The 25,650-nt window shown below is 39.1% G+C and carries 26 protein-coding genes; 7 read left to right on the top strand and 19 right to left on the bottom strand.

From position 1 onward, the window contains the following. The first annotated feature begins 255 nt into the window (after window positions 1-255). Window positions 256-777 carry a peptide-methionine (S)-S-oxide reductase MsrA gene (msrA, locus tag TOL5_RS02655; protein WP_121775436.1) on the top strand — a complete coding sequence of 174 codons (522 nt, stop codon included), beginning with the start codon at window positions 256-258 and terminating at the stop codon, window positions 775-777. Between the two features lie 90 nt (window positions 778-867). On the opposite strand, the gene TOL5_RS02650 is transcribed toward msrA, so the two are convergent. From TOL5_RS02650 to TOL5_RS02630, 5 genes are all read right to left on the bottom strand, one after another. After that, the gene (locus TOL5_RS02650; protein WP_004826673.1) at window positions 868-1,272 is read right to left on the bottom strand and encodes an ExbD/TolR family protein; all 405 of its coding nucleotides are present in this window, start codon (window positions 1,270-1,272) and stop codon (window positions 868-870) included. After that, complete coding sequence (locus TOL5_RS02645; RefSeq protein WP_004826672.1) at window positions 1,272-1,895, bottom strand: MotA/TolQ/ExbB proton channel family protein; 624 nt, start codon at window positions 1,893-1,895, stop codon at window positions 1,272-1,274. Before TOL5_RS02645 ends, TOL5_RS02650 begins: the two co-directional genes overlap by 1 nt. 28 nt (window positions 1,896-1,923) lie before the next feature. Further along, window positions 1,924-2,739 (bottom strand): energy transducer TonB family protein, encoded by an 816-nt coding sequence (locus TOL5_RS02640; RefSeq protein ID WP_221260656.1) that lies wholly within the window; start codon window positions 2,737-2,739, stop codon window positions 1,924-1,926. A 219-nt stretch (window positions 2,740-2,958) separates the two neighbouring features. Continuing rightward, window positions 2,959-3,825: a formyltetrahydrofolate deformylase gene (purU, locus tag TOL5_RS02635; protein ID WP_221260655.1), complete on the bottom strand. Its 867-nt coding sequence runs from the start codon at window positions 3,823-3,825 to the stop codon at window positions 2,959-2,961. An 83-nt stretch (window positions 3,826-3,908) separates the two neighbouring features. Next, on the bottom strand, window positions 3,909-4,601 hold the full coding sequence (locus TOL5_RS02630; RefSeq protein ID WP_004826666.1) for a TetR/AcrR family transcriptional regulator: 693 nt from the start codon (window positions 4,599-4,601) through the stop codon (window positions 3,909-3,911). A gap of 111 nt (window positions 4,602-4,712) precedes the next feature. Between TOL5_RS02630 and TOL5_RS02625 the strand changes: the two genes are divergently transcribed. The 4 genes from TOL5_RS02625 (at window position 4,713) to TOL5_RS02610 (ending at window position 8,632) form a co-directional block, all read left to right on the top strand. Further along, window positions 4,713-6,161, top strand: a complete 1,449-nt coding sequence (locus tag TOL5_RS02625) for a coniferyl aldehyde dehydrogenase (RefSeq protein ID WP_009586118.1) — start codon at window positions 4,713-4,715, stop codon at window positions 6,159-6,161. A gap of 165 nt (window positions 6,162-6,326) precedes the next feature. Further along, window positions 6,327-6,563: a 50S ribosomal protein L28 gene (gene rpmB, locus TOL5_RS02620; protein ID WP_000048256.1), complete on the top strand. Its 237-nt coding sequence runs from the start codon at window positions 6,327-6,329 to the stop codon at window positions 6,561-6,563. A 12-nt stretch (window positions 6,564-6,575) separates the two neighbouring features. Further along, the gene (rpmG, locus tag TOL5_RS02615) at window positions 6,576-6,731 is read left to right on the top strand and encodes a 50S ribosomal protein L33 (RefSeq protein ID WP_003654787.1); all 156 of its coding nucleotides are present in this window, start codon (window positions 6,576-6,578) and stop codon (window positions 6,729-6,731) included. Window positions 6,732-6,913: 182 nt separating this feature from the next. Continuing rightward, entirely contained in the window at window positions 6,914-8,632 is a 1,719-nt protein-coding gene (locus TOL5_RS02610; RefSeq protein WP_005035651.1) for a cation:proton antiporter, read from the top strand. Between the two features lie 99 nt (window positions 8,633-8,731). Here the strand turns inward: TOL5_RS02610 and TOL5_RS02605 are convergent, their stop codons facing one another. The 5 genes from TOL5_RS02605 to TOL5_RS02585 form a co-directional block, all read right to left on the bottom strand. Further along, window positions 8,732-9,010: a hypothetical protein gene (locus TOL5_RS02605; protein WP_004826658.1), complete on the bottom strand. Its 279-nt coding sequence runs from the start codon at window positions 9,008-9,010 to the stop codon at window positions 8,732-8,734. 108 nt (window positions 9,011-9,118) lie between these two features. Continuing rightward, window positions 9,119-9,622: a DUF6586 family protein gene (locus tag TOL5_RS02600; RefSeq protein WP_004826657.1), complete on the bottom strand. Its 504-nt coding sequence runs from the start codon at window positions 9,620-9,622 to the stop codon at window positions 9,119-9,121. 312 nt (window positions 9,623-9,934) lie between these two features. Further along, window positions 9,935-10,186, bottom strand: coding sequence for an RNA recognition motif domain-containing protein (locus tag TOL5_RS02595; protein WP_004826655.1), 252 nt, complete (start codon window positions 10,184-10,186; stop codon window positions 9,935-9,937). 85 nt (window positions 10,187-10,271) lie between these two features. Beyond that, entirely contained in the window at window positions 10,272-12,263 is a 1,992-nt protein-coding gene (locus TOL5_RS02590) for an ATP-dependent helicase (protein WP_121775435.1), read from the bottom strand. 194 nt (window positions 12,264-12,457) lie between these two features. Further along, entirely contained in the window at window positions 12,458-13,594 is a 1,137-nt protein-coding gene (locus tag TOL5_RS02585) for a glycerate kinase (protein WP_121775434.1), read from the bottom strand. Between the two features lie 100 nt (window positions 13,595-13,694). Here TOL5_RS02585 and TOL5_RS02580 point away from each other — a divergent pair, with 100 nt between their 5' ends. Further along, window positions 13,695-14,147, top strand: coding sequence for a carboxymuconolactone decarboxylase family protein (locus TOL5_RS02580; protein WP_005035639.1), 453 nt, complete (start codon window positions 13,695-13,697; stop codon window positions 14,145-14,147). 136 nt (window positions 14,148-14,283) lie between these two features. On the opposite strand, the gene TOL5_RS02575 is transcribed toward TOL5_RS02580, so the two are convergent. The 6 genes from TOL5_RS02575 to TOL5_RS02550 all read right to left on the bottom strand — a co-directional run bounded on the left by TOL5_RS02575 (window position 14,284) and on the right by TOL5_RS02550 (window position 20,187). Further along, on the bottom strand, window positions 14,284-14,847 hold the full coding sequence (locus tag TOL5_RS02575) for an HdeD family acid-resistance protein (protein ID WP_004826648.1): 564 nt from the start codon (window positions 14,845-14,847) through the stop codon (window positions 14,284-14,286). Window positions 14,848-14,982: 135 nt separating this feature from the next. Continuing rightward, on the bottom strand, window positions 14,983-15,741 hold the full coding sequence (locus TOL5_RS02570; RefSeq protein WP_121775433.1) for a hypothetical protein: 759 nt from the start codon (window positions 15,739-15,741) through the stop codon (window positions 14,983-14,985). Between the two features lie 5 nt (window positions 15,742-15,746). Next, the gene (locus TOL5_RS02565) at window positions 15,747-16,544 is read right to left on the bottom strand and encodes an NYN domain-containing protein (RefSeq protein WP_121775432.1); all 798 of its coding nucleotides are present in this window, start codon (window positions 16,542-16,544) and stop codon (window positions 15,747-15,749) included. 79 nt (window positions 16,545-16,623) lie between these two features. After that, window positions 16,624-19,266: a type I DNA topoisomerase gene (gene topA, locus TOL5_RS02560; protein WP_121775431.1), complete on the bottom strand. Its 2,643-nt coding sequence runs from the start codon at window positions 19,264-19,266 to the stop codon at window positions 16,624-16,626. A 26-nt stretch (window positions 19,267-19,292) separates the two neighbouring features. Further along, window positions 19,293-19,742, bottom strand: coding sequence for an ammonium transporter (locus TOL5_RS02555; RefSeq protein ID WP_004826640.1), 450 nt, complete (start codon window positions 19,740-19,742; stop codon window positions 19,293-19,295). A gap of 106 nt (window positions 19,743-19,848) precedes the next feature. Then, complete coding sequence (locus TOL5_RS02550) at window positions 19,849-20,187, bottom strand: winged helix-turn-helix transcriptional regulator (RefSeq protein ID WP_004826637.1); 339 nt, start codon at window positions 20,185-20,187, stop codon at window positions 19,849-19,851. A 149-nt stretch (window positions 20,188-20,336) separates the two neighbouring features. Here TOL5_RS02550 and TOL5_RS02545 point away from each other — a divergent pair, with 149 nt between their 5' ends. Beyond that, entirely contained in the window at window positions 20,337-21,083 is a 747-nt protein-coding gene (locus TOL5_RS02545) for an SDR family oxidoreductase (protein ID WP_004826634.1), read from the top strand. Between the two features lie 73 nt (window positions 21,084-21,156). On the opposite strand, the gene TOL5_RS02540 is transcribed toward TOL5_RS02545, so the two are convergent. The 3 genes from TOL5_RS02540 to TOL5_RS02530 form a co-directional block, all read right to left on the bottom strand. Further along, window positions 21,157-22,194: a hypothetical protein gene (locus TOL5_RS02540; protein ID WP_058968146.1), complete on the bottom strand. Its 1,038-nt coding sequence runs from the start codon at window positions 22,192-22,194 to the stop codon at window positions 21,157-21,159. 129 nt (window positions 22,195-22,323) lie between these two features. Beyond that, a complete protein-coding gene (locus tag TOL5_RS02535; RefSeq protein WP_121775430.1) occupies window positions 22,324-24,063 on the bottom strand; it encodes an acetyl/propionyl/methylcrotonyl-CoA carboxylase subunit alpha in 1,740 nt (579 codons plus the stop codon). A 1-nt stretch (window position 24,064) separates the two neighbouring features. After that, the gene (locus tag TOL5_RS02530; protein WP_121775429.1) at window positions 24,065-25,645 is read right to left on the bottom strand and encodes an urea amidolyase family protein; all 1,581 of its coding nucleotides are present in this window, start codon (window positions 25,643-25,645) and stop codon (window positions 24,065-24,067) included. Window positions 25,646-25,650: the final 5 nt, after the last annotated feature.

Here is a 25,650-nt window from a genome sequence, read left to right as displayed (position 1 = left end):
AACCTCGTTGGTATAAAATCAATTTTTTATGAGCGCATTTTTTCAAATGTCTGTTACTCACACGAATACAATAAGCTTTGACAATTTATTTATATTTTTTTGATGTTAAATCTAGCTACAATTTCCACTGACTGATCAACTTAATCAGGTTGTAATACTATCTATTCTGAAATAGTGATATGACACTATCACATCATTCACGCTATGATCATTTAGATCATATTTTTTCCTATTCAATAATAAAAGGATTTCTCAATGCAACAAGCTTTATTCGGTGGTGGCTGTTTTTGGTGTACAGAAGCCGTTTTTTTACAGCTTAAAGGTGTTCAAAAGGTGGTAAGTGGTTATGCTGGTGGGCATACAACCAATCCTACCTATGAGGCGATTTGCAATGGAGATACCAATCATGCTGAAGTGATTTTGATTGATTTCGATGAACAACAGATCAACTATCAACAATTGCTCACTGTATTTTTTGCAATACATGATCCAACCACATTAAACCGTCAAGGCAATGATATTGGCACACAGTACCGTTCTGTCATTTATTATTTCAATGAACAGCAAAAGGTCGAGTCTGAAAGCTTTATTGAGCAACTCAAAGCAGATGGGCTAAATATTGTCACTGAACTCAGTCCAGCCCCAATCTTCCATCCTGCGGAAGAATATCATCAAAACTTCTTTGCTCGAAACCCTGCACAGGGATACTGTAATTTTGCCATTCCTCCTAAACTGCTCAAATTACATAGCCAATTCCAAGACTTACTCAAAGATTAAGTCTTTTTAAAATTTAAAGCGTTTAAAGTCCATATAAAAAACCTCCCATCTGGGAGGTTTTAAAAAATATTTTCATTTTCTTGTTATTTATTAATTATCACTCATAAACGCAAGATCATTTAATCCTGCCTCACTTGCACGTGACATCACTTGTGCAACAGTATCATATCGCGACTCTTTATCGGCTCTTAGCTGAACAGCTGGTTTAACAGCTTTTTGTCCTGCTTCATCAAATCGTTTTGATAATTCATCTAAAGTAATGATTTGATCATTCCAAGCCACTTCGCCTTGCTGATTAATACTAATCGTAATGGCTTCAGGAGGTGGAGCATTCACTTCAGCGGTAGTTTTCGGCAAAGTTAACGGTATCGATGGGTTAGCAACGGTTGCTGTCACCAAGAAGATGATCATCAATACCAACATAATATCGATCAGCGGAATAAGATTCATCTCATTCATGCCAGAATCGTTGTCTTCTCCCAATTGAAAAGCCATTAAGCTTGACCTCCAACTAAACCTTTATTTGTTGCTTCAGCTTCAACTTTTTTTGTTGAAGATTCTTGCTGCAACATCGTATCAATCAATAAACCATGTGCTTGATCTTGTAATTCATTTGACAAAGTGCGATTGAAACGTACACAGATGTTATACGCCAATACAGCAGGAATTGCGACTGCAAGACCAAGCCCTGTCATGATCAACGCCTCACCAACAGGTGTTGCAACTTGCGCTAAACCTGCTTGACCGCTTTTACCGACAGCAACCAATGCATGGAAAATTCCCCATACTGTACCAAATAAACCCACAAATGGTGCCAGTGAAGCAATCGTACCTAATACAGAAACACCCTTTTCAGCATTGGCTTTCTCTACTGAAATCTGACGCAATAAGGCTTGTTCTGCAACAGCTTTACGTTGATCAAATCCAAGTGGTGCAAGTTTTGCCTTTAATGCACTCAACGCTTGAGCGAGATGGTCTTGAGCAACCTGCTTGAGTTGACGCGTGCCCAAAATACGCAAAATGAACACAGTCCACGTTGCAATAGACATTGCCAATAACACGAAATACAGTGTTTTACTGACCGCATCAGCATGTTGCCAATAAACTGAAAAGTTCATATGCACATTTCCTAATTCTTAAAAAAAATCATTTTTTAGAGACTGACAACGCAAAATCCTGCCTAATTTTAAATGGTACACCAGTGCCATTTTCTTTGTAGGCTTTAAATTTTGCAGATTGTGTCTGTTTAACAACGTAACTGTCTAAACTTGAGTTACCACTCGATTGGATCACACGTACATTGGTAATATTTCCATTCGCATCTGCGGTAATTTCAAGATTTACAACCTTTGTACCATCTTCAGGTGACATCAGTTTAAGTAACTGGTCTTTTGCAATTCGAGGACTGCGATTCCAAGACACTTGTCCATCACTTACATTACGTGGCGTATTTCTTTGTTCTTGCTCACGACGCTGACGGTCACGTTCCTCTTGTTCACGCTTCTGTTGATCCAAACGTTTTTGATCTTCTAAACGCTTTTGCTCATCTAGACGTTTTTGCTCATCCATACGCTTCTGATCTTCTAAACGTTTTTGATCATCTAAACGTTTCTGCTCTTCAAGCTTTCTTGCACGATCGTCATTTACAACAGGTTTTTTCTGTTCAATGATTTTCGGTTTAACCACCGGTTTCGGTTCGATTTTCTTCTCTACCGGCTTGGGTTTAACTTTAGGCTTGATCTGTTCAACAGGAGGTGGAGGCGGTGGTGGAGCATCTTCTTTGAGCTTTAAAAATTTGATTTTTAAAGGTTCTTTATTGATTTGAGGTAATTCAAAAGCCTTCATATTACTGATTCCCCACAATACACCTACATGCCCAACAATAACTGCTAAGACTGCAGCAAGGACTTTTTTCTTCATCGGTGGAGGCGTTTGAAGTGGTGCAGAGGAAGACTGACTCATAAGAATCTAAATACCTAAAATTGAGTAAACTGTAAAATAATTAATTTACAGATTAAGCTCATCGGATAGAACAATTAAAGTGCAACAATGATAAATGAGAAGTGTTTTCATTTGCAACAGCTTTTTTTGCGTTTTTTATCATTTTTACAAATAAAAAAATAAAAAGGGATGCTTAAAGCATCCCTTTTTCATCATAAAAATTTAACCAATATTCACATATTATTGAAATACTACAGTCTTATTGCCATCGACAATAATACGATCTTCAAGATGCCATTTGACTGCTCTTGCCAAAACATTACGCTCAACATCCTGACCTAATTCACGTAATTGCTCAACAGTAAAATCGTGATTTACACGTTCTACATCTTGCTCAATAATTGGTCCTTGGTCCAAATCAGCTGTGACATAATGGGCTGTTGCACCAATCAACTTCACACCCTTTTCATAGGCTTGCTTATAAGGATTAGCGCCGACAAATGCAGGTAAGAATGAATGATGAATATTAATCACCTTCATTTCCCATTTTTGTACAAACTCTTCATCAAGAATCTGCATATAGCGTGCAAGCACCAACAAGTCATTGCTTTGCATGAGTTCATCAATTTGCGCATACGCTTCACGCTTATTTTCTTTATTGACTGGAACCACATGGAAAGGAATACCAAAGTTCTCTACTGACTCACGCAAATCTTCATGATTTGAAACCACTTGTGTGATTTCACAATGTAAACCGCCACGTGAATGACGCCAAAGTAACTCAAGTAAAGCATGGTCGACTTTAGAGACCAAGATACCTACTTTTTTAATATCGCTCACCAAGCTTAAACGCCAATGCATGCTATAGCGTTCAGCAACATTACTTGCAAAAGTTTGGATCAGACTTTCACGACGAGATTGCAAATGGTCAAGTTCAAATTCAACACGCATGAAATAACGTCCGCCCTGAGCTTCAGTTGCGTATTGATCAAGCGCGGTAATATTTGCGCCCTGATGATACAAAAAGCTCGATACAGCTTGCACGATTCCTGGCTTGTCTTCACAAGTAATCAGTAGACGTGCTGTGTTGGCAGTAGTCATGTTCATGTTGAAGGATATCACTTATAAATTAGTTTAAAACAGCCGAGTATTCTAACGCTTTTTTAGCAGCTTTCAATCTTGATTCGGCATCAATCGTGTTTTACTGCCGATAAACTTGCAAATAATTCTGAAGAACCAAAACTTTCCAACAAGCGCTCATAGGTTTCACGGCTTTCACCACGCAAATACGGACCTTCCAAAAACACCATTTGACGTAACGCCTGCCAAATCCATTTTTCATCCAAATGATTGGAATCACTCAAATGCCCAGACATATAAAGGAAGTTTGTCCAGTTGGTCAGTACAATCCAAATATTGATAATCAACGCTTCAATTTCAGATGCTGTCATCTGCATCAAGCCCGCTTGAACAAAGGCATGATAAATTTTTTGTCCCTGCTGCATCACTTTTCCAGCGAAACGAGGATATATTTTTCTAAAATCATCATTATTTTCTATTAAGTGATAAACATCACGATGTAAGAAACGATATTCCCACAGTTGGCTACTCAAAACTTGAAAATAACGAATCTTATCATTTGCATTGACTTTACGGTCATCGGGTAATGAAAGCATATCTAATGTTTCTTTTTGATATTGCTCCATCAACTCTTTAATGATTTCTTGCTTATTTCGAAAATGATAATACAAATTTCCAGGACTAATCCCAAGCTCAGCAGCAATATGATTTGTCGTAACAGCACGCTCTCCGCGTTCATTAAAAAGTTGCAGACTGATCTGCAAAATTCGATCTTTCGTTTTCAAAGTTTTGGAGCTTGACATCCTATTACCATTTTTAACCGTTAGCACAAGCTAACATAAAGTGACTTGACTATTTAGAGTATTTACTCTAAAAAATATATTATATTAACCTATTCGTAAATGGTGTTTGTCATGAACAGTCATACAAAAACAAATTCAATGACTTCCTATTCACCTGAAGTTCAACATATGCACGATCTGCTTGAACAACAGAAAGCTGCTTATCAGCGTTATCCTGTTCCTACAGCTAAAGAGCGTATTGAACGTTTAGCTCGCCTGAAAAAAGTTTTGGTAAAATATCAAGATCAATTTGCAGATGCAATCAATCAAGACTACGGCAATCGTTCAATCAGCGAAACTAAAATCGGTGAACTACTTACCTGTTTAGAGCAAATTAAATATTATAGCAAGCATTTAACAGCATGGATGAAACCATCTAAGCGCCATGTCTCTATGTTACACCAACCAGGCAAAGCGTGGGTGCAATATCAACCTCTAGGCGTAATTGGAATTATCGCACCTTGGAATTACCCATTGTTACTGTCAGTTGGACCGCTGATTTGCGCCTTGGCTGCTGGTAATCATGCCATGTTAAAGATTTCCAGTTCATCTTCTCAATTTGGTTATGTGCTTGAAAATGCGTTATCAGAAGCATTCCCACAAGAGTTGGTTGCAGTCGTGAATGGTGGTGGACAAATTTCTGATGCTTTTTCGCATTTAGCCTTCGATAAAATCATTTTTACTGGTTCTACCAATGTGGGTAAAACAGTGATGAGTGCAGCGGCAGAGAATCTTGTGCCTGTTATTCTTGAACTGGGTGGTAAATCACCAGTAATTGTACATCCGTCTAGCGACTTAAAATTGGTGGCTGAACGAATTGCATTTGGTAAGCTTTGGAATGCAGGTCAAACCTGTGTTGCACCTGACTATATGTTCCTGCCTAAAGGTAAAACTGCTGAGTTCATTGATTCATTTAAAGAAATCGCTACAGCAATGTACCCAACCTTGCGAGACAATCAGGATTACACCAGCATCATCAATGACAAACAGTACAATCGTATTCAAGGGTATTTAGAAGATGCGCGTCAACAAGGCGCTCAATTCACTGAGATTAATCCTAATCATGAGGATTTAACCGCTGTACGAAAAATTGCCCCAACATTCTTAACAGGTGTCTTACCGACTATGGACATTATGAAGAATGAAATTTTTGGTCCAGTCCTTCCAATCATGGAATATGATCAAATCGACGATGTGATTGACTTTATTAATGGCAGACCTCGTCCACTTGCTTTATACTATTTCGACTTTGACAATGCTCGTGCTGAATATGTTTCCCAACGTACTCACTCAGGACATTTCGGTCAAAATGCCGTTCTAACCCATGTTGCACAAGACGATCTACCATTTGGTGGTGTAGGTGCTTCGGGTATGGGCAAATATCATGGCCCAGAAGGTTTCTTTGGTTTATCACATGAGCGTTCAGTGATGTCTATTCCTAAGCTATTCAGCTTAAAATTCATCTTAGCGCCTTACGATAAACCCCTAAATAAAATTTTAGAGAAAACTTTCTTACGCTAACTGATCAAGGCATGATCTATCACAATAGATCAGATTGCGTTTTGACGAATTCCGCTTGTCTTTTAAGCGGAATTTTGGTATAAAACGCCCCTTGAATGAATTCAATCCGTTTTATTTTGACTGGCCATACAGATTTGCTGTTGGCTAAATCAATGGAGTTACACCATGTCTAAGGTTTGCCAAGTTACCGGCAAGCGTCCAGTCGTTGGTAACAACGTCTCACACGCCAACAACAAAACTAAACGCCGGTTCGAGCCGAACCTGCATCACCACCGTTTCTGGTTAGAAAGCGAAAAACGTTTTGTACGTCTTCGTTTAACCACTAAAGGTATGCGTATTATCGACAAATTGGGCATTGAAAAGGTTGTTGCTGACCTACGTGCTCAAGGTCAAAAGATCTAAGGAGTCTGAACCATGCGTGATAAAATTCGCCTAGTTTCTACTGCTGGTACAGGTTATTTCTATACCACTACTAAGAACAAACGTACTATGCCGGAAAAAATGGAAATCAAAAAATTTGATCCAAAAATCCGTCAACACGTTATCTTCAAAGAAGCTAAAATTAAATAATTTTAGTTTTCTTAAAAAATACGATCCATTTGGGTCGTTTTTTTTGCCTTTTTTTTCTTCAACTTGTTAAAATCTTCATCAAATTTGGCACTATTCGTGCATTTTATATGGTTTCAACTAGAGCCATACCCTTTTAGAAATGATTTTTTGAATGATTTCTCCTAAAAATTAAGGAGTATTTAGTGCCTCATGACGTAGATCTGATTATTTTGCTTGCAGTTGGCTTTGGTATAGCCCTCATTTTTGGCTATATCGCTGCACGTTTACGCCTTCCTCCTTTGATTGGTTATCTTATTGCAGGGATTATTATTAGTCCTAATACACCCGGTGTGGTCGCAGACATCACACTTGCCAATCAGCTTGCTGAATTAGGCGTGATGTTTTTGATGTTTGGTGTAGGCATGCATTTTTCCCTCAATGATTTAATGCAAGTTCGAAGAATTGCTTTACCTGGTGCAATTTTACAAATCGCAGTTGCAACCTTGTTGGGAATAGCTGTTTCCATGTTTTGGGGATGGAGTTTTGGATCTGCACTGGTCTTTGGTTTAAGTTTATCTTGTGCTAGTACCGTGGTTTTATTGAAGGCTTTGGGTGATAAAGGTTTACTCGATTCGATCAATGGTAAAATTGCAGTTGGCTGGTTATTGGTCGAAGATCTGGTCATGGTACTGGTTTTGGTTCTGCTTCCTGCAACCGCAGTACTTTTGGGAGGACATCCCATCGCAGGGCATGAGTCAGATCAAAACATTTGGATGACCTTAGGCATCACGCTACTCAAAGTCACTGGCTTTATTGCCTTTATGCTCATTATTGGGAAACGACTTGTTCCAATGATCATGCAATATGTCGCTCGTTTGGGTTCTAGAGAGCTTTTTACCTTAACAGTGGTTGCAGCAGCAGTTTCAATTGCTTATGGCTCTTACGCGATCTTTGGCGTCTCTATGGCATTAGGCGCATTCTTTGCGGGGATGGTGGTAAAAGAGTCTGATTTTAGTCATCGTGCAGAAGAAGAAACCTTACCATTAAGAGAAATTTTCTCAATCCTCTTCTTCGTTTCTGTGGGAATGTTGTTTGATCCACGCATTATTATTGAACAACCTTTACATATTTTAGCCGTGATTGCCATCATCATGATTGGTAAAACACTCGCAGCAATGGCGTTGGTTTTATTCTTTCGCTACCCAATCAATACTGCATTGACTGTTGGTGCAAGTTTGGCACAAATTGGGGAATTCTCATTTATCCTTGCCACACTCGGTCTCTCACTTGGTTTACTCAGTCCAGAAGCACAAAACTTAATTTTGGCAGGTGCATTATTCTCGATTACCTTAAACTCATTCCTGTTCTCAGCCATTGAGCCTGTACAGAACTGGATTCGTGAACGTTCACATTTAGCACGCTTGCTTGAACGTAGTGGTGATCCTTTGGCAATGCTTCCTGATGAAGTCGATCAAGCTTACTTGCGTGACCAAGTGGTGATTGTCGGTCATGGTGAAGTCGGTCGTCGTATCACCAAAACACTTATGGAAGATGGTATTAAAGTCGTGATCGCAGAAGAAAATCGTGAAATCGTAGAAAACTTACGTGAAAAAGGTATTGCTGCGGTTTCAGGTCGTGCCACTGAACCCAGTGTCCTTATTCAAGCGCATATTCAGCATGCAAGACTATTGGTTATTTCACCGATGGATATTGTCGATATTCATAAAATTGTCGACACAGCAAAATTACTAAATCCAGAAATTCAAGTTTTGGTTTGTGCTGAAAATAAAGAAGAGGCAGAAGTTATTCGCAAAGACAATGTTGGTGAAGTCTATTATGCAAAAGAAGAAATGGCGAAAAATATGAGCAATCATATTTTGAATCAAATTCAAATTGCACACCATCATGAACCAACGCATTGAATTTGAATTGAGCTTTCAGCTCATTTAAAACAAGTCACAAAGAAAACGCACTTTAAAGTGCGTTTTTTATTTATTTTAGAAAACCAAACCTTAGCTGTACTAGCTCATATATTTCGGCTGCACATCAACAACTTCCGCATGCCATTCATCCGCCTGCTTTTCAAGTAAAGCGAATAATGCAGCTTGAATCATTTGTTGAGCTATTGCTGGTGTTTGATCACCCAATAACGCTTTCACTTCTTCATTAAATTGGATCGTGACCAATGGATCCTTTTCAGATCCTGCATTACGCAATGCCAATTCACCACCTTCGAGTTGTACTAACTCCAAAATAGCTTCTTGATTCCCAAATAACTCTTTTAACTGTTCGATAGACATAAATCCTCCATGCTCAACATGGGGCAAAGCACTGAATGCACTTTGCATCTTGTAGATATTTTATATAGTCATTTAAAACAAAATTTCAAGTGAATCTGATCAAAAAGATCAGAATTCAACCATTTCATTACGAAAACCATCAATAAGCTGTGATAAATCACGATGCCATTCTCTTAAAATTCTGGTATCTGGCAACCATGCTTGTGGTGTTTGTGTCACTTTAATAATTAAATTAGAAGATGTCTCATCTTCAGGTTCTGGTGCACTCGGCTCAGGTGCATATTGGCAAAGTCGATATGCTCTTTTAAGCTCAGCAATAAATCCTTCCTTTGCCAATTTTTGCATCACCAAAACTTCAGGTGATACTTGCCCTTTTGCTGCCATGTTCTCTTCAATCGACTTCAGAGTAGGAGATAAATCATTTAAGCGATAATAACGAACCAGTTCCTGTAAAAAAGCCAAAACCGCGCCATGCAGATGAAATACCGCTGCTTCACGTTGAGCTTGGGCTTGCTGAACATTTTCTGTCTGCTCTGCCTGCATACATGAAAGACGAGCAAAATAAAGTTTTTGATTGGTACGGTCTGCATGAAAGCGAGCTACACGTGACATGGATGTTCCCTAAGATTTTGGCATTTACTATATAACACCTGTTGATATTTCAACCATGCACTGTGTTATCAGTTAAAACTACATAAACAAGGCATGAAAAAATGTCCACTGTCGCAGGTATCTGTGAAGTGTCAACATACTTTACTTAGCTTAATCTTTATTTCACAAAAATCACAATAAATTTTATCCATGTCGAATGTCAATAAAATGAATAGAAAAAATCCAGCAATAAAATACATTTAAATCATTATCTTATATTTTTTTATAAATCGTATTTGCAATAAAAAGGAGCATTCCCTGCTCCCTTTTGATTTAAGCTTCTGGTTTTTCTTCAGCAGCTTTGACACGAATCCCATGACCATGTAAACGCAAAGTATTCAAACCCTTGATCGCTTTTACAGCTTCTCTGCCATGTGGCATTTCAACAAAAGCAAAACCTTTTGATTTGCCTGTGGTTGCATCCAGCACCAATGTACAAGACTTCACTGTGCCAAATTGTTGGAACAACTCTAATAATTCAGCTTCTGTTACAGTGCGTTCTAAACTGCGAACTAAAATTTTCATCTTACAACCTTAAATATAAACGAGGCAAAAAACATCAAAAAGCACTCGCCTACCTACTTTTTGAATGAAAAACGATTGCTATAGTTTAATCCAGATCAATGCCAAAATCTAAATTAATCGCTTGTCGCTCGATTAAAGCACTTCTAACCGTTTGTTCTCGTTGTCTGTAATGGGTTTCTGTTGTACATAAATTTCGAGTTAAATCATTGAAGAAATAACTTTCAATTTCTCTGCCTTGTTCATCCGTCTGACGATGCGCCCAAAAGTTTAAATTTTGCTTGGTTAAAATCAATTCGTTCTGTGCACGGGTGAGTGCCACATAAAGAACTCTGCGTTCTTCCTCAACTTCATCAAAATCACCTTGTGCGCGTGCATGCGGATATTGTCCTGCGGATACATTGGCAACATAACACACTTTTTGTTCAGTGCCCTTTGCAGAATGAATCGTAATCAGTGTTACCACATCATCTTGCGACTGACGTTCGATCTCACTAATTGAAACAGGGTCAAGCACATACTCTTCTAAAAACTCACTTAATTGGCTATGTTTTGAGGCAAGCTGTTTAACCAGATCAAAATCACCCACGCGTTTATGCCAATCCTTCTTAGCATAATTCTCTTCTAACTGATTGAGAATTGCTTCTATACCAAGCTTCACACAAGCCTCAACCTCAGTTTTCAATACACTCATTTGTTTCATGATCAACAAAGTATGATCTGGAATACGCCCAAATTTCTCAAGTTTCTCCGTAATTTTTTCAATATCAGGATCAAGTAACAGCTGTTGAGCAAGCTTACTTGCACCGACATCACCTACACCATTCCAAAGGGTTAAGAAACGCATCCAAGCAATATCATCAAGCGGATTGGCAATCACACGCAATAAACTCAATAAGTCTTTGACATGTGCCGTTTCAAGTAATTTCATCCCACCAATAAACCGGTATGGAACATTGGCTTGAATAAATGCAGCTTCGATATGTCTGGCAGCAAAAGCTGAACGCACCAAGACCATATGATCATTCCATGCCGAGCCTTCCAACAAATGACGTTCTTTAATGTCGATTGCAATCCACTTTGCTTCATCAAACTCGTTTGGGAAAACATGCATACGTGGTTTAAGACCATCGCCGCGGTAAGCTTCTAGTTTTTTATCATAATGAATCGGGCTTTGTTCCAATAGCCAATTGGAGAGGTCTAAAATCTCTTGAGTAGATCGATAATTTTTTTCTAATTTGAAAATCTCTGCGTTTGGTACTCGATCTTTGAAATGATGAATGTTTTCAAAATCTGCACCACGAAAACCATAAATAGATTGTGCATCATCACCGACACAAAACAATGAGGTTTTTTCTTTCAACGGTTCTAAAATCGCCCATTGCAAAGGATTAGTATCCTGCATTTCATCAACTAGCATGTATTGACATAGGCTTGCCACATACTCAACCAATCCCTCCGATTGCGCCAAAGCCGATGCAACAACAGCCAGAATATCATCGTAATCGAGAAAGCTACGAGTGCGTTTACGGCTTTCGTACTCTTTCATAATTTCAGCAATTTGATCTTTATATTCTAAAAACTCAGGCAACTGTTTTTCTAAAGCTAAGCTGAGTTTTTGACGGGTATTGCGAGCAAAAGAATATAAATCACAAAGTTGTTGTGGCTTGGGTAAAGCATTCGGGTTCTTTTTATCATCCTTGCCCCGAATCAAACGAAATAACATCAATTGATCATCACGATCAATGATTGAAAACTGGTCCAGACCAAATGCTTTCGGTGCACGGCGCAGTAGATACATGCAAAAGGTGTGGAATGTCGAAGCGCGTAATCCTCTCGCCTGATCACCCAATGCCAACTCTACTCTTGCTACAATTTCACTGGCAGAACGACGAGTAAAGGTCAAAATCTGAATTTGATTGGCAGGAATACCTTGATCTATGAGATATGCAGCACGAGCGACAATGGTTTTTGTTTTGCCACAACCTGCCCCTGCAAGCACTAGACTATGCTTGTTTTTAGTCGTAGCAGCTTGTTTTTGTTGAGGGTTTAATTCATCAATCAGGTTGGCTAAACTCATTTTCACTCATCACTTTATGGATGGTCGTTAGTTTAGCAGAGCTATCATGAAATTATGTAGTTTAAGCTCATGATCAAGTCGTGAATTGACGCTTTACTCTGGATCGAAGATCGAAGATCGAAGATCGAGAAATATTGAAGATAAAAGATTCAACCTCTATAAAAAACAATCAAAATTTACTCGATCTAGAAACACTATGGATTGATTAAGCGAGCCACATTTTCACAACAACGTTGTAAATTTTTCTCACCTTGCTTCAATGCTGTTTGTAAGTCACAAGCACCATCAACTATTGCAAAAATTGCAGTGAAACCCTCAGTGTATAACTCCTCAATTCCTTGCCCCACGTACCCAGCAAAAGCGATCACTGGTTTATTCAACTTTTTAGCAACTTGCGCCACTCCAAAAGGGGTTTTACCGAACTTGGTCTGAAAATCCATACCACCTTCTCCAGTCAAAACATAATCAGCTTTCGCAACTTTTTCAGCGAGTTGAGTTTCTTCAATCACAAGCTCAACGCCTGAACGTATTTTCGCACCTGTAAATACCATCAGACCAAAACCTAAACCACCTGCTGCACCCGCCCCCTGTACATCGGCAACATCGACATTTAATTGATGTTTTACCAACTCCGCAAAATATTTTAAATTTTGATCAAGTTTTTCAACCATCTCTGGTGTTGCTCCTTTTTGTGGGGCAAACACATAAGAAGCGCCAAACGCTCCACACAAAGGATTAGTCACATCACTGGCAATGATAATCTCGGTCTGCTTTAGACGATGGTCCAATTGCGAAATATCAATGCTCTCAATTTGCTCCAGTTGCCCACCACCAACATTCACAATGTGCATATTTTTATCTAAAAATTTTGCTCCCAATGCCTGTGCCATTCCTGCACCTGCATCGTTGGTGACACTGCCCCCTAAACCGATAATGATTTTAGACACACCCAACCCTAATGCTGCTTTGATCATTTCACCTGTACCCATCGTTGTTGTCACTAAAGGATTACGTTGGGATTTTTCGATCAAGTGAATACCATTCGCCATCGCCATTTCAATAACGGCTGTTTTGCCATCATCAATTAAACCTAAATAGCTTTGAACATTTTGACCGATCAAAGGACCTGTGACTTCAAAATGTACTTTACGACCATCCCGAGCAGCGACTAAAGCATCAACGGTTCCCTCACCACCATCAGCCATAGGTACATGAATAAACTGCGCATTAGCAATGACTTTTTCAATGCCGCGTTGCATTGCAAAACAGGCTTGTTCAGCCGTCATACTTTCTTTAAATGAGTCTGGAGCAAGAACAAAAACTTTAGTCATGAGAAAATTTATTTTGGTGATATTCAAAAAATAACATAACGATTTTTTTATAGCGAATAAACTGTAAAGTGAAAAAATTAACACTCAAGAAATAATCATTATGCAACGTATAAATCTCGGTAAAACTGCCCCTGAACTCTATAAAACGGTCATCGAACTTGAAAACTTATCTATGCAAAAAGTTCAACAAGCTGGGCTAGATATAGGTTTTTCACATTTATTGAAATTACGCGCTTCTCAAATCAACCAATGTGCTTTTTGTGTGCGCATGCATACCCAAGATGCAGTTAAAGCAGGTGAGACGACTGATCGTATCGCCCTGATCAGTGCTTGGCGTGAAAGCGAATACTTTAATCAAAAAGAACGTGCAGCGTTAATTTTAATTGAAGAAATCACATTGCTTGCCCAGCATCATTTTCCTGATCAAGCTTATGAGCAGGCAGCGCAACATTTATCCAGTGCTGAAATTACTGCAATTGAATGGATTGGCATTGTGATTAACACATGGAATCGCATTGCTATTTCTAGTCAATATCGTGTTGCGCCTGAATAAGTTGTAAACATTCGTTTTTTAAATTAAGTACCTGAAAAGATCAAATTTCATCAATTGAAACGGCAAAATAAAAACGCCCGAAGTAACACATCAGGCGTTTTTTTATTATTGATCAATTTTAGAAGCAAAGATTAAATTAGTGACTTGCAGGAGGAATCTGCTTAATTGCTGCGGCAAAAGTCAGGTAATTCACTCCTTGAAATAAAATATCTACGCCTAAGAATAATCCAAGTACCCAAAAAGGAGCATCTGGTGAAGCCAGAATAATTGCCCCAGTTGCCAAAGTTAATAAACCTGAAAATAATGTCCATCCCCATCCAGACATTGGCTTGAGCATAAAAGCATTAAAAATACGAATAAAACCACCAATCAATAAAGCAATTGCCAGAAGATTGGTAAGCACCACTGCGGTAGTCACGGGTGACTTAAATGCATAATATCCAGCAATCAGATACAGCACACCAAACAATGCCCAAAGCCAGCGGAACCCGCCATCAAAAATTTTAAATGCTGCGATAAGATGCAAAACCCCACCAATCATCATCAACGCACCAAACAGTACGACAACTGTAAGTGTTGCCATACCCAATGAAGCCAATAAGACCAATCCAAAGATGACCAACAATGCCCCAAGTAAAAGATACCATTTGCGGTTTTCATGGAGTTGGTGACGAACTAAATCATTTCCGACTGTACGCATATTCTTCTCTTGTTTGTTATTCATTGATTTGATTGTTGATCTAATTCAGCATCTTGTCTGTATAAAATCTGCATCTAAAGCATATAAAATATTGCCTTTATACGAAATCAACAAAATAATAGCATTCCCTAGATACTATTTTATCCATCCCATTTCTTGTGCGGTTAAGCGACTGATCATGGTATCTTCTAAATGTTCAGGGGTTTTACTTTTGCTTTGGGAAAGTGGAATATAGCCGCCCATAATTTCTGCACGCTGTTGCGGGTAAAGTGGTTGTTGCTCAGGATTTGCATAACCTGTTGGATAAAGAGGCTGCCCTGTCGATAAATCATATTTATCTTGAGCACCAAAGGTATGTAATAACTCATGTACTAAGACAACTTGATTACTTGCACTTTGCTTTGGTGAGGCAAATAAGTTGACTGAGCCAATACGCCCACGTTCTAAGGCAGTTGAGTGCTTTAAAACTTTCTGTAACTTTGGATCATAATAATTCAAATACAAGGTCACAGATGGCGTTCCATCTGCTGCTTGATGTTGGTTCCATGCATAGAACCTGAACTTTAGACTCCATATTATCGTATTCAATATACTTGAAGATTCAGTAAACTTTGGCGGCAGAGTATTTAATTCACGCCCAAGCTGAAAATGAAAAGATAGCGCTTGACCACGGAAAAGTTGAGATTGCTGCGCCAAATAATGCGTCATCTCTTGTAAATCATCGACAGAAATTTGCTGTATATAATGAGACGTGGAGACTTGTCCATCTGCATTGATCGGATGGAGTAAAACCACAATCGGTTTTGTCCAATCTTGATTCATATCTCGCCAAGCATTCATTCCTACAATAAGCAGAATGATCAATAAAATTGCAATTCGAAGTTTTTTCCACATTGAATTTAGCTCTGTTTTTTTCGCTTTTTAAGAAACATATAATTCCCCCTGCGTACTTGCGTTTCAAATAAATCTAAACTTTGAATCAAACCTGATAATTTGGAAAAACCATAATTACGTGTATCAAAATCTGGCTTTACTGTACTTAAATAGGTACCAATAGAACCTAAATTAGCCCAACCGTTGTCATCTGAGTTGTCTTTTACCGCCTTATAAATCAAATTTAAAGTGGCTTTATCAATGGGTGCTTTCGTTTCTTCTTTATCGATTGGAGAAGGTTTTTTGGTATCTTCATTATTTTTAGTTTCAGTACTTTGTTTTTCTTCTTCTTTCTCTTCAGCAATCAAGTTTTCAATCGAAATAAATTTATCACAGGCTTTTTTAAATGGCTCAGGTGTTTTCTTACGCCCAAAACCATAAACAACTAAACCACTTTCCCTTATTCTTGAAGCCAAAGGGGTAAAATCACTATCACTAGACACAATACAAAAGCCATCCAATGCACCACCATATAATAAATCCATCGCATCGATGATCAAAATCATATCTGTAGCATCTTTACCGCTGGTATATGCAAATTGCTGTACAGGTGTAATCGCATGCGGCAATAAGACTTCTCTCCATTTTTTTAGAGAATCACTGCTCCAATCTCCATAAACACGCTTTACACTGGCAATCCCGTATTTTGCCACTTCCTCCAATACCGACGAAATTGAGTTCACAGATGAATTATCAGCATCAATTAAAACCGCAAATTTTTTAGTATTTTCCACAATATCCCCAATTTTTAGTTTTTTATTCATTCATTTATCATACCGCCTCCCATAATAATTGATATAAAAAATGCCCACTTTTGTGAGCATTTTTATGAGTAATTAAAACTTAGGCTTCAACCCATTTTCCATCTTGGTAAACCAAGGACCACTTGGTTTGTTTACCTTCAGGTGTTTCCGAACCAATATACTGTGCTTGATTCTTACGACTGAATTTCACCAATGTCGGATTTCCATCTGGGTCTTGATCAGGTGCTTGCAAAATAAATTGATATTTTGGATCGAGTTGATCTGCAACAGAACGCAATTCAGCAACCTTGGGTGCACGTGTTTCACGTACTTTCGGGAACTTACTTGCAGCCAAGAATAGACCCGCAGCACCATCACGAAGAACAAAGAAGTCATCATGTTTGGTTGAACGTAAATGTTCCATTTTGATTGGATCTACACGTGGTGGTGCAGGTTGACCATTCTTCAACACTTTACGGGTATTATCACAGCTCATACAGGCAAAATAAGGACCAAACCGACCATTTTTTAACTGCATTTCGCCATCACACTTGTCACAAGGAATGGTTGGACCATCATAGCCCTTGATTTTGAACTCACCTTCTTCAAGTTCATAACCATCACAGTCTGGATTGTTTCCACAGATATGCAGTTTTCGACCACCATCAATGACATAGCTGTCCATTGCAGTACCACAAATTGGACAGCGTTTTTTCGACATCAAATCGGCAGTTTCAGCACCATCATCATCGGAAAGTGCTGCCAGTGATTCGACAGGCGTAAGATTCAACGTGCCCTTACAACGTTCTTTTGGAGGTAAGTTGTAACCTGAACAACCCAGAAAGACACCTGTCGTCCCTGTACGAATCTGCATTGGACGTTCGCATTCTTTACAATGAACATCCTCAACTTCTACAGGTAAGTTACGGCGCATGCCATTCTCACCTTGAGCTGTGGTTAAACGCTTTTTAAAATCGCCATAGAAACTATCAAGAAGCTCTTTCCAATTACGTTCACCATCTGCAACTTTATCCAACTGACCTTCTAAATCCGCTGTAAAAGCGTAATTCATTAGATTGTTAAAGTTCTCATCCAAACGGTCTGTGACAATTTCACCCATCTTCTCAGCGAAAAGACGGCGGTTGTCTAACTTGACATAGCCTCGATCTTGAATCGTCGAAATAATCGCAGCATATGTCGATGGTCGACCGATACCCCGTTTTTCCAATTCTTTGACCAATGATGCTTCAGTAAAACGTGCAGGTGGTTTAGTGAAATGTTGAGAAGGATCAAGTTTCTCAAGTTTTAAAATTTCACCCACTTTTACGGCTGGTAATAGAACATCATCATCAGATTTGTTTTGACCACGAACTTTGGTAAAACCATCAAAAACTAGAGTACGACCTTTGGCTTTGAGCTCTACGCCATTGGCATCCACTAAAATTGTTGAAGATAAATACTCTGCAGGTGTCATTTGACAAGCCACAAATTGACGCCAAATTAAATCATATAAACGTTGTGCATCACGCTCAACGCCAGCCAAGCTGTCGCCTTTTAATCCAACGTTTGAAGGACGAATTGCTTCATGGGCTTCTTGTGCATTTGCCTTGTTGCCATAGCGATTGGCTTTTGCAGGTAAATATTTCGCACCAAACTCTGTTTCAATGTGCTGCCGCACCATACTGACTGCATCATCACTTAAAAATGTTGAGTCAGTACGCATATAGGTAATAAAACCAGCTTCATATAAACGTTGTGCAAGCATCATGGTTTTCTTTACTGAGAAACCTAAGCGTGTACTTGCCGCTTGTTGTAGCGTTGAAGTGATATATGGCGCACTTGGATTAACCTTAGTCGGTTTATCTTCACGAGTGGCAACTTTATATTCAGCATCTTTTAAAATTTTCAACAAAGCATCAGTTTGCGCTTTATTCTGTAATTTTAATGTCTTACCAGCTTGCTTCACTGCTTCTAGGCGAATCTCATCTTTTTGAGATTTAGTGTCTGCAAAAACTTGCCAATATTCTTCAGGAATAAAGGCACGAATTTCACGTTCACGTTCCACCACCAATTTCACAGCTACAGATTGCACGCGACCCGCAGATAAACCACGTGCAATTTTTTCCCATAACAATGGTGAAACCATAAAGCCAACAACTCGGTCTAGAAAACGACGAGCTTGTTGCGCATTGACTCGGTTTAAATCTAGACGTGTCGGCTGTTTAAATGCTTCTTGGATGGCATTTTTGGTAATTTCATTGAAAACCACACGATGGTAACGGCTATCATCCCCACCAATGACTTCTCTCAAATGCCAAGCAATTGCTTCCCCTTCTCTATCCAAATCCGTTGCGAGATAGATTTCATCTGCATCTTTGGCAAGCTTTTTGAGTTCGGCAACAACATTCTCTTTGCCGGGAAGCACTTCATACTTAGCTTTCCAACCATGTTCTGGATCAACACCCATACGATTGACGAGTGCGGATTGTGCCTTTTCAGCCTTCTGATCTTCCGTCAACTTGGTGCGTGTTGCTGGCTTTTTTTCTGCTGTTTTACTTGAGCCGCCTGTAGGTAAATCACGGACATGACCTACGGATGACTTTACAATGTAATTTGAGCCTAAATATTTATTAATCGTTTTCGCTTTTGCAGGCGACTCCACAATCACTAATGCACGCTTTTTTCCAGCATCAGGAGATTTTGCTGTAGTGCTTTTGGATGTGGACCGAGGAGCGTTCGCCATAATAAACCACTGTTCCTATTATTAAGTTAAATTTCAGCCAATTTGAGTAAATATGCTTTCATATCATCAAGTTGTGTTGCTCTTAGGTCAGATTCTTCATCCCAATATAGCCCTACACAATTTGCCTGCATATCAATAGCATAAATCCCCTTTAATGCAATGGGAAAATCTTTAAATTTCGCATCACCTTGAATCACGTGAAGCTTTTCATCTTCGACACATGCACGCATCAGCGCTAAACGTGCATCAGGAATAAGTACACTATAATAAGCCACCATACTTGCACGAGATTCTGTTGCCATTGGGATTTTAGTCCATTCTGGCGCAGCCACCAAACGCGGATGCAAACCCATCTTTCGGGCTTTTTCACGCATTAAACCTAATGCCTTTTCTCTTGGGCTTACGCGTAAGCCAAAAATTGAGCCCAATACAAAAACAACGATTACGAGCGCAACCCAAAGACCAGTGTGTTCCATAGTTCACCTTTAAATTCCTATATTAGAGTTGCATAAGCTGAATATAAAACGCAAGTTTAAAATTAAAATTACAACGAATCTGTAATTTTAAAGTCAGTTTAATGTCTTATTTTTCATCTCTATTTTTTTCGTAAAACGTCATCCAATCACCCAATGAGCGAATCGAACTTTCCAAAGATTTTCCCAATGCAGTAATTTGATATTCTACACGTGGAGGTACTTCTGGATAAATCTGTTTGGAGATCAGTTGGCATTCTTCTAAAAGCTTTAACTGTTTTGAAAGTTCTTTTTGAGGAATCGGTGCTAAAGCCTTTTGTAATTGATTAAATCGCACAGGATGTTGAGCTTGTATAAGATGATAAACAATCGGCAAGACCCATTTACCTGAAAATATCGCAACGAATCGCATAATTGAACAGTTTTGCTCATATTGCACAGTTGTCATTTTTCACCTTACATAAAGCTACAATTTATAAAAGCTGATGTCAGCCTATTTCAAACCCAACAGCGACTTAGTTACCATTTGGTAAGTTCTTACATCTGCGCATAAATTTTCACAATATACGTGTTTCTTAATGACATTATAGTGAAAAAATGAGATTAAAAGACAAGACTGTTTTAATCACAGGTGCAACCAGTGGAATTGGCTTTGCTGCCGCACAACGAGCCATTGAAGAAGGTGCACGAGTAGTCTTTACTGGACGGAATATCAATCAAATTGCACAAGTTCAACAGCAATTAGGATCGCAAAGTTTCGGTTTTACATGTGACCATGCTGACTTAAATTCACAGCATGATTTTCTCAAAAAATTACAGCAATTATCCTTTATCTTTGATGTGATTTATATCAATGCAGGCAATGTGAACCATCAACGTTTTGGGCAATGGAGCGTTGAACAATTTGATGAGGTGTTAAATACCAATCTAAAAGGTCCTTTCTTTTTGATTCAAAGCCTTCTTCCCATGATTAATCCAAACAGTTCAGTAATTTTATGTGGTTCAACCAGCATTCATATCGCATTAGAAAAAAGCAGTGTGTATGCTGCTTCAAAGATCGCCTTACGCTCCTTGGTCAAAACACTTTCAAGGGAACTGTTAAATCATAAAATACGCTTTAATCTGCTTTCTCCTGGACCGACATTTACACCTGCACTGAATAAAGTCGCAGACAGCCCTGCTGAAGTTGAACAGCTCAAAACCAGTATTGAAAATTTAGTCCCACTACAAAGACTTGCCACAGCAACAGAAATTGCCAACGCCTTTATTTATCTTGCTTCTGATGAGTCTCGTTTTGTTGTTGGAACAGAACTATTGATAGATGGTGGTGTTGCCAACTTGTAAAGCATTTAAATCAAAAAATCTGAAAGTAGATCAGAGATCTCTTGGAGTGTTTCTCTCATCTACTTGAACAGCATTAATTCAAATACATTTCATGACTGTAGACCACTTCATGCCCATTCCAATAAATATAGCCTTTTTCAATCAACTCTTTAAGCAATAAACGAACATCAGATTTAGGGAACATTTTTTCCAATAGATCGCGCAATGCATAAATATCTTTGGGTTTCGATGTTTTTAAATCATTCAGTTTATGAATCACTTCAATTTGAACAGGATCAATCTGCTCAAAGTTTTTAAACAGCACCTGTTGTACAGCTTCAAGTGATTCCTGATCATCTATTTCTTGGATAACCTGTTGCGGATGCGCATGTAAGCTTTCTAAAATTTGATCAATTTTATGTAATTTAATATGCGATTGTTTGTCCAGCTGTTGATCAGCTTGGTCATGAGAAGTTGAATTTTCTATATCGAGACTGATCCACTGTTTTAAGACCTTTTTCCGATAAGAAATTTGTTCATCAAGGCATTTCACAATTCTTAAATTAATCAGCATTCCTACAAGATGCTGTGCTTTTTCTGGCACAATTTGCAATGTATTGGCAACAGAGTTGCGTAATTTTTCAATTGTATTCGGCTTTCCTGTCATCTTTGCTAAAGCATCACAATACTTTTTAACCATTTGTAAATACGGTTTATTTTGAATTGTTTCAAGACTTGGAAGCTGTCGTTTTTGACTTGGCAATTGACCAGTCGGATCAATTTGAACAAGACGGCAATCGAGATGTACATTACGGATGATATCCAACAACACCGTACAAGTGGATGTGGCAGAAATAATTTCGATCTGTGTATCTGGTGTTAAGAGTGCCAATAATTGCCCTGCAATCACGGCATACTCATATTCTTTTTGAGCCGCTTGAGGAACGTCTAAAATCACCACTTGACCACTGTTGATCCAACTGCAAAGCGCTGTGAGATCAGTCAGTGAATAATGAAAATGCCCAGTACAATTAAAAAGATATAATGTAGCGTAATGCTCAACCATTTTACCCAGCATTGGTGCTGTAGGCATATTATTTTCAAGGTCAAAAAGAACAACTGTATCCGGCATGGTCAAAAGTTTGCAATTAAACAGTGGCGTGCATTACAGCGGGCTTTCAGTAAAAGGTCAAATAAAATTGGAAATTTAACTATAAATTTCCAATTTTTACGCTCAGGTTAAATTGCACATGTATAAAGACTATTGAATACTGGCAATCACATGATCAGCCTGACAAGTTGTCCCCACATTTGCCGATATTTGTATTTGACCACTTTGGTGTGCGAGCACTTGAACTTCCATTTTCATGGCTTCCATAATCGCCACTACTTGCCCTTCAGTGACGTGCTCTCCTGTTTGAACTTTCCATGCCACGATTGCGCCATTAATGGGTGCAAGCAAATGCTCAGGTAGAGTTTCAAAGGATGTTTTTTGTTCTACATGTTGACTCGTTGGCATAATATTTTGGGCAAACAGCCCCGCAGGCAGTCCCAAACGGTGTAATTTCCCATCAATTTCGATATAGCTCAATGTCATCGCTTGCTGATGTTGAGGAATACTTCGCTGCGTCGGTTTTAATACCTGCTTAAAGTCATTTTCAATCCACCGAGTATGGACTTTAAATTCTTCAGTAAAATCAGGCTCATTCAATACAGCACGATGAAAATCAAGAACAGAAGCAACACCTTCGATTTTAAATTGCTTTAATGCACGTTTTGCACGTGCAATTGCGATCTTACGGGTTGAGCCTGTCACAATGAGCTTCGCCATCAAAGAATCAAAGTGGCTTGAAACCAACGAGCCTGTACGCACCCCTGTATCAACACGTACACCATGACCAAAAGGTGCTTCAAATAGACTCAATGTGCCAAATGCAGGAATAAAGCCACGACTTGGGTCTTCCGCATTAATCCGGAACTCAATAGCATGCCCAAGTGCCTTTGGTGTATCTTGAATAGACAGTTCTTCACCTAATGCAACTCGGATTTGTTCAACCACCAAGTCTACCTGTGCTGTTTCTTCAGTCACAGGATGTTCGACTTGCAAACGCGTATTTACTTCAAGAAAAGACAATGTACCATTTTGGCTCAACAAATATTCAACTGTTCCTGCTCCGACATATTGTGCTGCCTGACAAATATTTTTTGCAGAACTAAGGATTTCTTGATAAATCTCATCACTGATAAATGGTGCAGGAGATTCTTCGACCAGTTTTTGATTACGGCGTTGTAGAGAACAATCTCGTGTCCCCAACACCACCACATGTCCATGCTGATCAGCGATCACCTGTGCTTCTACATGACGAGGATTATCTAAATATTGCTCAACAAAACACTCTCCACGGCCAAATGCAGCCTTGGCTTCTCGAACCGCAGACTCATAGAGTTCTTTCACTTCTTCAAGTTTCCAAACCACTTTTAGACCACGACCACCGCCACCGAAAGCAGCTTTAATTGCAATAGGCAAACCATGCTGTTTGGCAAAGGCTAATGCTTCTTCTGCATTGTTCAAAGGATCTTGTGTACCTTGGACCAGAGGTGCGCCGACTGAAGCTGCGATTTTACGTGCTTCAATTTTATCTCCTAATTTTTGAATCGCAGTTGGAGATGGACCTACCCATTTTAAACCAGCATCAATTACTGCTTGAGCGAACTCTGCACGTTCTGATAAAAAACCATAACCAGGATGCACCATCGTAGCTTTAGATTTCTTAGCAACATCAATGATGGCATCGATATTTAAATAGGTTTCTTTAGCGGTTGCTCCCGCTAAACCCCATGCCTCATCTGCAAGCTCGACATGTAAGCTGCCGATGTCATCATCTGCATACATGGCAATAGATGTGATACCCATATCACGACACGCTTGAATAATACGTACAGCAATTTCGCCACGGTTGGCGATTAATAGTTTTTCATTGGCATAATTTTGCTTGTTCATTTCAATTCTCTATCTCTACAAATTCGGCAATTTTTCTAAACTTGACATGGCAATCTGCAGGTATTTGCGCCACCAGATTCCAATGGTGTTTAGCAACCGAGGCAATCACGGGATAACCACCAGTAAGTGGGTGATCGTTCATAAACAAGACCGGCTGACCATTTGGTGGAATTTGTAAAGCGCCAATACAGGTACCTTCACTTTCCAACTCATGGGTCACTTTACGGTTGAGTGGTTGTTTACCCAACAAGCGCAAACCAACACGGTTACTTTCATTGGTGACTAACCAGGATTGATTGCACAGTTTCTCAATACTGTCTTGATCGAACCAATCCGTGCGGGGTCCCATCACAATATCCAGTTCAACCGTGTCGCCAAGTTGAGGGAGATTGGCTTTTGCCACGTCATTGATCGTGATATTGGATGGGACAACTTGACCTTGGTAAAGCACATCCCCCACTTTTAAGGGATGTGGACCAAGAATTGCTAAACTGTCAAAAGAACAGCTATTTAAAACAGGCTGAATGTCGAAACCACCACGAACTGCAAGATAATTTCGTAGTCCAGCACGAGGAGTTTGTATGTGAAACTCATCACCACAATCTAATGCGATGGGTTGATAACACTCAAAATCAGCGTTTTGTCCATCTGCAAATTTCACATGAATATTTGAAATTGCACCCGCCACAGCAATAACCGCTGAATGTTGCATTTTTGCTTTTAAACCGCCATTTAATATCTCAATTACGGGTGTGTCAGTTGGATTACCCACAATTCGATTGGCACTGTGCATAGAATCAATATCCATCGCACCTGCTGTCCCAACACCAATACTGGTCTGTTGAAAGCGACCTTCATCTTGAATCGAAGTTTGCAATCCAGATGCAGTCAGTTTAAATAATGGTAATTTTGAACCATTGTCTTGCACCGAGGTGATCTGTTTTGGTACATCTACAGAAATAGGATGACGTGTCACATCTTCAAAATTTACAGTCATTCCGGGTCTTAACAGTGCAGGATTCGAGCGTTCCAAATCCCACATTTTTTCAGTTGTTGTACCAATCAATTGCCAACCGCCAGGGCTATCCTTCGGATAAATGCCTGAATATTGACCTGCTAAACCTAGAGAGCCTGATGGAATTTTTTTACGGGGCGTTTTTAAACGCGGAATATCCGTAAACGGCTGGTCAGGACTATTCATATAGGCAAAACCAGGCGCAAAGCCAATAAATGCGACATCCCAAGTACTTTGATGATGTCTACGAATCAAATCTGCGACAGATAAGCCCTGTAACTCTGCCACTTGTGCTAAATCTTCACCATCATAACGAATGGGAATAATCACTTGCTGGCAATGTCGCTGAATATCTAAATCTATATTTAAGCTACCGATTAAAGTCGATAAGGTTTTGAAGTCAGTGTTGATCTCATCAAAAAACACCAAAATCGTCTTTGCAGCAGGAATTAAATCTTTGATTCCTTTCAAGTGTAAATTTTGCAATTTGCTGTATAACGCCAAAGTTTCTTGCAAACTGGCAAGTTCAATCAAGAAACTATCGGAATTTACTGATAAAAATCGCATTTACT

Origin of the sequence: Acinetobacter sp. Tol 5, assembly GCF_019702905.1 — a bacterium.
Classification (GTDB): Bacteria; Pseudomonadota; Gammaproteobacteria; order Pseudomonadales; family Moraxellaceae; genus Acinetobacter; species Acinetobacter bereziniae.
Note: the sequence above shows the minus strand (reverse complement) of the source record. Positions and strands in the feature narration are given on the sequence as shown.